9 protein-coding genes are annotated in these 10077 nt (G+C 70.1%); 1 reads left to right on the forward strand and 8 read right to left on the reverse strand.

Features of this window, described 5'->3' with window-relative positions; translation table 11 throughout:
* Positions 1-2: 2 nt before the first annotated feature.
* From ACZ4UV_RS15065 to ACZ4UV_RS15075, 3 genes are all read right to left on the reverse strand, one after another.
* Complete coding sequence (locus ACZ4UV_RS15065; protein ID WP_351487613.1) at positions 3-467, reverse strand: VOC family protein; 465 nt, start codon at positions 465-467, stop codon at positions 3-5.
* 31 nt (positions 468-498) lie between these two features.
* On the reverse strand, positions 499-1464 hold the full coding sequence (gene rarD, locus ACZ4UV_RS15070) for an EamA family transporter RarD (protein ID WP_451016079.1): 966 nt from the start codon (positions 1462-1464) through the stop codon (positions 499-501).
* Positions 1465-1584: 120 nt separating this feature from the next.
* Entirely contained in the window at positions 1585-2436 is an 852-nt protein-coding gene (locus ACZ4UV_RS15075) for an SDR family oxidoreductase (protein ID WP_467838249.1), read from the reverse strand.
* Between the two features lie 194 nt (positions 2437-2630).
* Between ACZ4UV_RS15075 and ACZ4UV_RS15080 the strand changes: the two genes are divergently transcribed.
* Positions 2631-2969: a winged helix-turn-helix transcriptional regulator gene (locus ACZ4UV_RS15080; RefSeq protein WP_390043471.1), complete on the forward strand. Its 339-nt coding sequence runs from the start codon at positions 2631-2633 to the stop codon at positions 2967-2969.
* Between the two features lie 148 nt (positions 2970-3117).
* Here ACZ4UV_RS15080 and ACZ4UV_RS15085 read toward each other — a convergent pair whose 3' ends face one another.
* The 5 genes from ACZ4UV_RS15085 to ACZ4UV_RS15105 form a co-directional block, all read right to left on the reverse strand.
* Positions 3118-4191: a 2-oxoacid:ferredoxin oxidoreductase subunit beta gene (locus ACZ4UV_RS15085; RefSeq protein WP_451022971.1), complete on the reverse strand. Its 1074-nt coding sequence runs from the start codon at positions 4189-4191 to the stop codon at positions 3118-3120.
* A gap of 4 nt (positions 4192-4195) precedes the next feature.
* Positions 4196-6124 (reverse strand): 2-oxoacid:acceptor oxidoreductase subunit alpha, encoded by a 1929-nt coding sequence (locus ACZ4UV_RS15090; RefSeq protein ID WP_451022970.1) that lies wholly within the window; start codon positions 6122-6124, stop codon positions 4196-4198.
* Between the two features lie 202 nt (positions 6125-6326).
* Positions 6327-7034, reverse strand: a complete 708-nt coding sequence (locus tag ACZ4UV_RS15095; protein ID WP_467838252.1) for a LuxR C-terminal-related transcriptional regulator — start codon at positions 7032-7034, stop codon at positions 6327-6329.
* A gap of 358 nt (positions 7035-7392) precedes the next feature.
* The gene (locus ACZ4UV_RS15100; RefSeq protein ID WP_390043473.1) at positions 7393-8748 is read right to left on the reverse strand and encodes a sensor histidine kinase; all 1356 of its coding nucleotides are present in this window, start codon (positions 8746-8748) and stop codon (positions 7393-7395) included.
* A 133-nt stretch (positions 8749-8881) separates the two neighbouring features.
* Positions 8882-10072: a sensor histidine kinase gene (locus ACZ4UV_RS15105; protein ID WP_451020419.1), complete on the reverse strand. Its 1191-nt coding sequence runs from the start codon at positions 10070-10072 to the stop codon at positions 8882-8884.
* Positions 10073-10077: the final 5 nt, after the last annotated feature.

Genomic DNA, 10077 nt, shown 5'->3' on the forward strand with positions numbered 1-10077 from the left:
CGTCACTGCACGCAGAACTCGTTGCCCTCCGGGTCGGCCATCACGGTCCACGCCCCGGAGGGCTCGGAGACATGCCGCACCACGACCGCGCCCAGCGCCTCGAGGCGCGCCACCTCGTCCGCCCGCCTCCCCTCCCCGGCGTGCAGGTCGATGTGGAGCCTGTTCTTGCCGGACTTCGCCTCCGGCACCCGCTGGAACAGCAGCCGCCGCCCCAGTCCCGTCCCGCGCTCCTCGTCGTACGGGTCGTCCGGGTGCCGTACGGCGATCAGGTCGCGGAAGGCGGCACGGCCGTGGTACTCCAGGGTGGCCGCGCCCGGCAGCGCGCCCAGCTCCAGCAGCCGTTCCACGAACACGCTGTTGTCCTCGGCCACGTAGTGCAGCGCGGCGGCCCAGAAGTCGGCCTGCGCGTGCGGGTCACGGGCGTCGACGACGAGCTTCCAGTGCAGGGGTGCGGGCGTCTGCGTCATGCCGCCCACTTATAGCCGACGGCCCGGACGGTCACACCTGGGTTGCGGGAGTCTCCGCGACCGGGGCGGCCGGCCGTGGTAGAGGCGCCACCGCGAGTGCTCGTGCGGCCCGGCGGGCGGTGCGCAGCGCATCCCAGGTGAGCAGGGTGAGGGCAAGCCAGACCAGGGCGAAGCCGGCCCAGCGCGCGGCGGGCATCGCCTCGTGGAAGTAGAGGATGCCGAGCAGGAACTGGAAGACCGGCGCCAGGTACTGCAGAAGACCGAGCGTGGAGAGCGGCACGCGGATCGCGGCGGCGCCGAAGCAGACCAGTGGGACGGCGGTGACGATGCCGGTGGAGGCCAGCAGGGCCGCGTGCCCGGCGCCGTCGTTGACGAAGCTGGACTCGCCGTGGCCGGCCAGCCACAGCAGATAGCCGAGCGCCGGCAGGAACTGGATCGCCGTCTCTGCCGCGAGTGACTCGATACCGCCGAGGTTGACCTTCTTCTTGACGAGCCCGTAGGTGGCGAAGGAGAAGGCGAGGACGAGGGAGATCCACGGCGGCTGCCCGTAGCCGACGGCCAGCACGACGACGGCGGCGAATCCCACGCCCACCGCCGCCCACTGCGCGGGCCGCAGCCGTTCCTTCAGCAGCAGCACGCCCATGGCGATGGTCACCAGGGGGTTGATGAAGTAGCCGAGGGAGGCCTCGACCACGTGCCCGGCGTTCACCGCCCAGATGTAGACGCCCCAGTTGACGGTGATCACGGCGGCGGCGACCGTCACCAGGGCCAGTCGGCGCGGCTGCCGCAGCAGCTCGCCGGCCCACGCCCAGCGCCGTACGAAGGCGAGTGCGACGGCGACGAAGACGAGGGACCACACCATCCGGTGGGCCAGGATCTCCACCGACCCGGCGGGCTTCAGCAGCGGCCAGAACAGGGGGACCAGTCCCCACATCCCGTAGGCCGCGAAGCCGTTCACCAGTCCTGTCCGCCGCTCACCCTTCGATATGCCGGCCACCGGCCCTCCTCACACCCAGCTTCAGCACGCCGGGACGAAGGTAGCGCCGAGCACCCCGGTCTGTCATGGCCGTATCGGTATACGGTCATGACAGACCGGGGTGACCCGTTTCCGGGTGCCTTACTTGAGCGCGGCGGCGATCGCCTCGGAGATCGGGGAGGTCGGGCGGCCGGCCAGGCGGGAGAGGTCGCCGGAGTCGACGACCAGCTCGCCCTTGGCGATCGACGCGTCGACGTCGACCAGGATCCCGGCGAACATCTCCGGCACGCCGGCGCCCGTCAGGATGGACTGGAGCGCCTCGGCGGGCACGGAGTTGTAGGCGATCTCCTTGCCGGTCTGCTTCGTGAGCTCGGCCGCGTACTCGGCGAAGCTCCAGGCGACGTCGCCGCCGAGCTCGTACGTCTGGTTCTCGTGGCCCTCGCCGGTCAGCACGGCCACCGCGGCGGCCGCGTAGTCGGCGCGGGAGGCCGAGGAGACCCGGCCCTCGCCGGCGGCCGCGACGACGGCGTTGTGCTCCAGGACCGGGGCGAGGTTCTCGGTGTAGTTCTCGTGGTACCAGCCGTTGCGCAGCAGGGTGTACGGCAGGCCGGAGGCGAGCAGCACCTCCTCGGTGGCCCGGTGGTCGTCCACCAGCGAGGCGTGCAGGCTGCCCGGGGCGCTGGTGTACGCCAGCAGGGCGACGCCGGCCGCCTTGGCGGCGTCGATGACGACCTTGTGCTGGGCGGGACGGCCCTTGTCGAACTCGTTGCCGGAGATCAGCAGCACCTTGTCGCCGGCGGCGAAGAGACCGTCGAAGGTCTCGGGGGTGTTGTAGTCCGCCACGGCGATCGTCACGCCCCGGGCGGCGAAGTCGGCGGCCTTGGCCTCGTCGCGCACGACGGCGGTGATCTGCTCGGCCGGGACCTTCTCCAGCAACTGCGTCACGACGTGACGGCCGAGGTGTCCGGTGGCTCCGGTGACAACGATGCTCATGGTGTGCGATCTCCTTGTGGGGTTCCGATGCCACTAACCCTAAGGGAAGCGCTAACCACAGGAAAGTACCCACTTTGAAGTAAGGTACTGGCATGCCCGTAAGTGCCTCCGAAGCCCGAGCCGAAGTCGCAGCCCGAGCCGAAGTCGAAGTCGTAGCCGCACCGCGGACCGGGACGTACGTCGTCGGCGCGGAGATGTGCCCGTACCGCCTGGTCCTGGAGCACGTCACCAGCCGCTGGGGCGTCCTGGTCCTGATCCAGCTTCTCGACCGTCCGCACCGCTTCAGCGAGCTGCGCCGCGCGATCGGCCGGGTCAGCGAGAAGATGCTCACCCAGACCCTCCAGACCCTGGAACGCGACGGCCTCGTCCACCGCGACGCCAAGCCCGTCATCCCGCCCCGCGTCGACTACTCCCTCACCGACCTCGGCCGCGAGGCCGCCCAACAGGTGCGGGACCTGGCCCTGTGGACCGAGCGGCGGATGGCGGACGTGGAACGGGCCAGGAAGGCGTACGACGACGCCAAGCGCGCCTGACGCCTGCCCTGCAGGCCATCGCCTGCAGGCCATCGCCTGCAGGCCATCGCCTGCAGGGCAGGCTGGAAGGCCCTGAGGCCGCTGCGGACGCGAGTGGGGCCCGGACGCACCGTCCGGGCCCCACTCGCACACTCACACTCGCGACCGGTCAGCCCACGACCGTCCAGGTGTCCCCGCCGGCCAGCAGGGTCGCGAGGTCGCCCTTGCCGTGCTGTTCGACCGCGGTGTCCAGCTGCCCAGACATCTGCACGTCGTAGACGGGCCGTTCCACCGAGCGGAAGACGCCGAGGGGCGTGTGGTGCAGGGAATCGGGGTCGGCCAGCCGGGACAGCGCGAAGGCCGTGGTCGGGGAAGGGGAGTGGGCGTCGTGGACGAGGACCTCGGACTCGTTGTCCGCGGTCACGTCGACCACCTTCAGGTCACCGGTGAGCCGGTCGCGTACGACACCGCGCGCGTCGTCCGCGCCGAAGCGGATGGGCTTCCCGTGCTCCAGGCGGATCACCGCCTCCTCGGCCGACTGCTTGTCCTTGAGGGCGTCGAAGGCGCCGTCGTTGAAGATGTTGCAGTTCTGGTAGATCTCGATCAGGGCCGTGCCCGGGTGGGCGGCGGCCGCGCGCAGCACCTCGGTGAGGTGCTTGCGGTCGGAGTCGATCGTGCGGGCGACGAAGGACGCCTCCGCACCGATCGCCAGCGACACCGGGTTGAACGGGGCGTCCAGTGAGCCCATCGGTGTCGACTTGGTGATTTTGCCGACCTCGGAGGTCGGTGAGTACTGCCCCTTCGTCAACCCGTAGATGCGGTTGTTGAAGAGGAGGATCTTCAGGTTGACGTTGCGGCGCAGGGCGTGGATGAGGTGGTTGCCGCCGATCGACAGCGCGTCACCGTCACCGGTCACCACCCACACCGACAGGTCACGCCTGCTGGTCGCCAGCCCGGTCGCGATCGCGGGGGCGCGGCCGTGGATGGAGTGCATGCCGTACGTGTTCATGTAGTACGGGAAACGCGACGAGCAGCCGATGCCCGAGACGAAAACGATGTTCTCCTTCGCCAGTCCCAGTTCCGGCATGAACCCCTGTACGGCGGCCAGGATCGCGTAGTCACCGCAGCCCGGGCACCAGCGCACCTCCTGGTCGGACTTGAAGTCCTTCATGGACTGCTTCGCCTCGGCCTTGGGGACGAGCTGCAGCAGCCCGTCGTCGGCGTCGGTCGTGGCGTCGGTCATGGCGTCAGTCATGGATGGCCTCCTTGAGCGCCGTGGCGAGCTGCTCGGCCTTGAACGGCATGCCGTTGACCTGGTTGTACGAATGCGCGTCCACCAGGTACTTCGCCCGGATGAGGGTGGCGAGCTGACCGAGGTTCATCTCGGGGATCACCACCTTGTCGTACCCCCTCAGCACGGCCCCGAGATTTCTCGGGAACGGGTTGAGGTGCCGCAGATGCGCCTGCGCGATCGGCTCACCGGCCGCCCGCAGCCGCCGTACCGCCGCCGTGATCGGCCCGTACGTCGATCCCCAGCCGAGCACCAGGGTGTGCGCTCCGTCCGGGTCGTCGACCTCGAGGTCGGGGACGTCGATGCCGTCGATCTTGGCCTGCCGGGTGCGGACCATGAAGTCGTGGTTGGCGGGGTCGTACGAGATGTTGCCCGTGCCGTCCTGCTTCTCGATGCCGCCGATGCGGTGTTCGAGACCGGGAGTGCCGGGGATGGCCCACGGGCGGGCCAGCGTCTGCGGGTCGCGCTTGTACGGCCAGAAGACCTCGGTGCCGTCCTCAAGGGTGTGGTTGGGGCCGCTCGCGAACTGCACCCGCAGGTCGGGAAGCTCCTCCAGCTCCGGGATCCGCCAGGGCTCGCTGCCGTTGGCCAGGTAGCCGTCGGAGAGCAGCATCACGGGCGTCCGGTACGTCAGCGCGATCCGGGCCGCCTCCAGCGCCGCGTCGAAGCAGTCGGCCGGCGTGCGCGGGGCGATCACCGGGACCGGTGCCTCGCCGTTGCGGCCGTACATCGCCTGCAGCAGGTCCGCCTGCTCGGTCTTGGTCGGCAGCCCGGTGGACGGCCCGCCCCGCTGGATGTCGACGACCAGCAGGGGCAGCTCCAGCGAGACCGCGAGCCCGACCGTCTCCGCCTTCAGGGCGACACCGGGGCCGGAGGTCGTCGTCACCGCCAGCGAGCCGCCGAACGCCGCCCCCAGGGCCGCGCCGATGCCGGCGATCTCGTCCTCGGCCTGGAAGGTCCGCACACCGAAGTTCTTGTGCTTGGACAGCTCGTGCAGGATGTCGGAGGCCGGGGTGATCGGGTACGACCCGAGGAACAGCGGCAGGTCCGCCTGTCGGGACGCGGTGACCAGGCCGTAGGCCAGGGCCAGGTTCCCGGAGATGTTCCGGTATGTGCCGACCGGGAACGCGGTCGTCGCCGGAGCGATCTCGTAGGAGACGGCGAAGTCCTCCGTCGTCTCGCCGAAGTTCCAGCCCGCCCGGAAGGCCGCCAGGTTGGCTTTCATGACCTCGGGTTTGCGGGCGAACTTCTGCTGGAGGAATCTCTCCGTGCCCTCGGTCGGCCGGTGGTACATCCATGACAAGAGGCCGAGCGCGAACATGTTCTTGCTGCGCTCGGCCTCCTTGCGGCTGAGGTCGAATTCCTTGAGTGCCTCCACGGTGAGCGTGGTCAGCGGCACCGGATGGAGGCTGTAGCCGTCGAGTGACCCGTCCTCCAGGGGCGAGGCGTCGTAGCCGACCTTCTGCATCGCCCGTTTCGTGAACTCGTCCGTGTTGACGATGATCTCCGCGCCGCGCGGCAGATCCCCGATGTTCGCCTTCAACGCGGCCGGGTTCATCGCGACCAGTACGTTCGGCGCGTCACCCGGGGTGAGGATGTCGTGGTCGGCGAAGTGCAACTGGAACGACGAAACCCCCGGCAGAGTGCCTGCGGGGGCCCGGATCTCGGCGGGGAAGTTCGGCAGGGTGGACAGATCGTTGCCGAAGGACGCGGTCTCCGACGTGAACCGGTCACCGGTGAGCTGCATACCGTCACCCGAGTCCCCCGCGAACCGGATGATCACCCGATCGAGGCGCCGGACGGCCTTCACACCGCCCGGCTTGCGCTGCTCTCCAACGACGGTTCCGTCGGCCTGTTCCGTTGTCCTGCTGACCTGGCTGGTCACTGAACTGGACCTCCTTCGAGGCGGCTGTCCGGGCGTGGCCGTCCCACGGACCATCCCGTAATCAACCCTACGTCGGTTAGGGTCGCCTTCCCGTGCCTGCTCGCATGCTGGACGGAGTTCTGAGACGACCTGTCGCCCTGACTTGTCACGATTTTCCCTCCCCCTGGCCGCCATCCGGTGCCGACACGGTGCCGTCGGCCCGTCAGGAGTTCAGATACGTCAGAACGGCCAGAACACGCCGGTGATCACCGTCGCTCTGGGAGAGCCCGAGCTTGAGAAAGATGTTGCTGACGTGCTTCTCGACGGCTCCGTCGCTCACCACCAGCTGCCGGGCGATCGCCGAGTTCGTCCGCCCCTCGGCCATCAGCCCCAACACCTCCCGCTCCCGCGGGGTGAGGCCCGCCAGCACGTCCTGCTTGCGGCTCCGCCCCAGCAGCTGGGCGACGACCTCCGGATCGAGCGCCGTACCTCCTTCGGCGACCCGCACCACGGCGTCCACGAACTCCCGCACCTCGGCGACCCGGTCCTTCAACAGGTACCCCACGCCCCGGCTGGAACCGGCCAGCAGTTCGGTGGCGTAGCGCTCCTCCACGTACTGCGACAGCACCAGCACCCCGAGCCCCGGATACGTCTTCCGCAGCCGAACGGCGGCCCGGACGCCCTCGTCCGTGTGTGTCGGCGGCATTCGCACATCCGCGACCACGACGTCCGGCAGCGCGCCCTGGGCATCCAGGTCGGCGATGGTCTTGACCAGCGCCTCCGCGTCCCCGACGCCCGCGACGACGTCATGCCCCCGATCGGTCAGCAGCCGGGTAAGCCCCTCCCTGAGCAGCACGGAATCCTCGGCGATGACCACCCGCACCCTGTCCTCCACGATCTCCCGGCCCCCCACACCCCGTCCGGCGTACATGCCTGCCCTGTCCGAAAGTCCAGCATTCCAGCATTCGGATCGGAGTGCGTGCGGGTAACGACAGGAGGCGAACCAAAACAGGCCGCGGGGTACGGACGAATGCCGGTCCGCACCCCCTCTCGGCCCGCACTCCCTCTCAGCCCGTCCGGCTGAGGACGAGAGCCGGTCCGCACCAGCCCGTCCGGCTGAGGACGAGAGCCGGTCCGCACCCCCCCCAGCCCGTCCGGCGTTTGAGGACGAGGCCGTTCAGGCCGAAGCGGGGGTCCGGGGGCGGCAGCTCCCGAAACGGGCGGTCGAAGGGGGCCCACCCCCTGGAAGGACGGGACGGGTAGGGGCGGCGGGGGCCGAGAACCCGCCCTCAGCCACGCCAGGGCAGCTCCGCCGTCACCCGCGTAGGCCCGCCCACCGGCGAGTCCACCACCAGGATCCCGTCGACCGCGTCCAGCCGCTCGGCCAGCCCCGCCAGCCCTGACCCCCTCGCCGTGTCCGCACCCCCCACCCCGTCGTCCACGACCTGCAGCATCAACCGGTCCGCACTCCGCCACACATCCACCGTCGCCTCACTCGCCCGCGCGTGCTTGCTGACGTTCTGCAGCAACTCGGACACCGTGAAGTACGCGATCCCCTCGATCGCCGCCGCCGGCCGCTCCGCCAGATCGACCTCCACCCGCACCGGCACCGTGCACCGCGAGGCCACCGAGGACAGCGCCGCATCCAGCCCCCGGTCGGTCAGCACGGCCGGATGGATCCCGCGGGCCAGGTCCCGCAGCTCCTGCAGCGCGGTCTTCACCTCACCGTGCGCCTCGTCCACCATCCGTGCCGCGACCTGCGGATCCTCCCGCAGCTTCTCCTTCGCCAGTCCCAGATCCATGGCCAGCGCCACCAGCCGCGCCTGCGCCCCGTCGTGCAGATCCCGCTCGATCCGCCGCAGATCGGCGGCGGCGGTGTCCACGACGACCCCCCGGTCCGACTCCAGCTCCACCACCCGCGACGCCAGCTTCGACGGCCCCAGCAGCCCGTTCACCATCACCCGGTCCACCAGCGTCAGCGCCCGGACGATCCACGGCGTGGCCAGCGTGAACAGCAGTCCCACCAGCGCGGTCACCGTGATCTCGAACGGGTTGTCGAGGTAGACACTGTGGTGAGCGTCGCCGTACAGCTGGAGCCCGCCCTGCCCAGCCCACATCGGGAACACCCAGAACCACAGCGGGTACGTCAACAGGGCCCAGCCGTACGCCCAGAAGTTGAGGGCTACGACGAAGGAGAACATCGACCAGGGGAACTGCAGGACCGCATACAGCAGATGACGCCAGGACGTGCCGCTCTTCAGCACCGCGCCGACCCAGGCGAAGAACCCCGGCTTGCGCATCCGCAGCGGCTCCGGGTCGGCCACCTCCAGCTTCAGCAGCCCGCGCGCGCGTGCCCGTTCCAGTGCCCCGAAGCCACGGCACCCGGCGAGGGCCACCGCCAGCAGCGGGATCCCGACGAAGGTCACCAGCAGCCCGGCACCGAGGGACAGCATCGTCACGGTCCACACGAACAGCGTGACGCCGACCGGCAGGCCCAGCAGGACATAGCCGAACTCACGCCAGCTGCGCGCCTCGAACGGCGCCCGCAGCACCGCCGGCACCCGATGCGGGCGCTCGCCGTACGGCTCGTAGCCGTATCCGTGGTCCTGCCCGTACCCGTACTCGTGTCCGTACTCCGTGGCCATCGGCGCCGTCCCGTCCTGTTCCAGCCTCATCGGCCCTGTCCTGCGGTATCTCCACCCTGCTCTGCAGCAGATCGCGGAACCATGGAGTCCGTCGGCGTCTTGAGCGGGGGGTTTTCCCCACCCCCTGCGCCGCCTACGCCCGGTCGCGCCAGGGCAGCTCCGCGGTCACTGTCGTGGGCCCACCGGCCGGTGAGTCGACGACGAACAGGCCGTCGACCGCGCCCAGCCGGTCCGCGAGCCCGCGCATCCCGGAGCCGCCGTCCAGGCTCGCCCCGCCGCGCCCGTCGTCCCGTACCTGGATCAGCAGCCGGTCGTCGGCCCGCCACACGTCCACCGAGGCGGTACGCGCCCCACTGTGCTTGCTGATGTTCTGCAGCAGCTCGGAGACGGTGAAGTAGGCGATGCCCTCGATCGCGGGCGCCGGTCTGGACGGCAGGTCGGCGGTCACCTGGACCGGCACCGTGCAGCGCGAGGCGACCGAGGACAGCGCCGCGTCCAGCCCCCGGTCGGTCAGCACCGCCGGATGGATGCCCCGGGCGAGATCCCTGAGCTCCTGCAACGCCAGCTTCACCTCGCCGTGCGCCTCCTCGACCATCGCGGCGGCCGCGTCGGGATCCTCCAGGAGCTTCTCCTTCGCCAGGCCAAGCCCCATCGCCAGATTGACGAGCCGGGCCTGCGCGCCGTCGTGCAGATCCCGCTCGATGCGCCGCAGGTCGGCGGCGGCCGTGTCGACGACCACCCCCCGGTCCGACTCCAGTTCGGCGATACGGCGCTCCAGCTCGTCGGAGGGCGACAGCAGGCCGCGCACCATCGCCCGGTCCACGTTCGCCAGCCCGCGCGCGACGAACGGCAGTACCGGCCACAGCACGAACAGCGAGACCAGCGTGACGCAGAAGGTGAGGACGCCCCACGGCAGCCGGATGAAGTCGTACAGCAGCGTCCGCCAGCCCACCGGGTCCTTCAACGTCATCCACAGCCGCCCGGAGCGCGCACCGCGCCGGTTCCACGGCAACGGGGTCGGCTCCTCCACCCGCACCCCGAGCAGCGCACGCGCGCGTGCCCGTTCCAGCTTCCCCAGCTGCCGGGCGCCCAGCAGGGTCAGGGCGAGCAGGGGTATGCCGATCACCGTCAGCGTCAGTACACCGCTCACCCACACCGTCGTGACGACATAGACGAAGCCGAACAGCGACATCGGCAGATTCAGCAGGAGGTGCGCGATCTCCTTCCAGGTGTGACCGTCGAAGGCGAAGCGCACGGGCGGCAGTCGCTCGCGGTCCTCACCGTCGTCGGCGAAGATGGGGGATCGGGGTGCTGGTGCGGTCATATGCG

The sequence above is a fragment of the Streptomyces sp. NPDC028289 genome, from assembly GCF_055565975.1.

Excerpts from the sequence above, each read along its gene's own strand:
- ACZ4UV_RS15065 (WP_351487613.1), bottom strand. The coding sequence starts at position 467 with ATGACGCAGACGCCCGCACCCCTGCACTGGAAGCTCGTCGTCGACGCC.
- ACZ4UV_RS15085 (WP_451022971.1), bottom strand. The coding sequence starts at position 4,191 with ATGACCGACGCCACGACCGACGCCGACGACGGGCTGCTGCAGCTCGTC.
- ACZ4UV_RS15095 (WP_467838252.1), bottom strand. The coding sequence starts at position 7,034 with ATGTACGCCGGACGGGGTGTGGGGGGCCGGGAGATCGTGGAGGACAGG.
- ACZ4UV_RS15100 (WP_390043473.1), bottom strand. The coding sequence starts at position 8,748 with ATGGCCACGGAGTACGGACACGAGTACGGGTACGGGCAGGACCACGGA.
- ACZ4UV_RS15105 (WP_451020419.1), bottom strand. The coding sequence starts at position 10,072 with ATGACCGCACCAGCACCCCGATCCCCCATCTTCGCCGACGACGGTGAG.
- ACZ4UV_RS15080 (WP_390043471.1), top strand. The coding sequence starts at position 2,631 with ATGTGCCCGTACCGCCTGGTCCTGGAGCACGTCACCAGCCGCTGGGGC.
- ACZ4UV_RS15075 (WP_467838249.1), bottom strand. The coding sequence starts at position 2,436 with ATGAGCATCGTTGTCACCGGAGCCACCGGACACCTCGGCCGTCACGTC.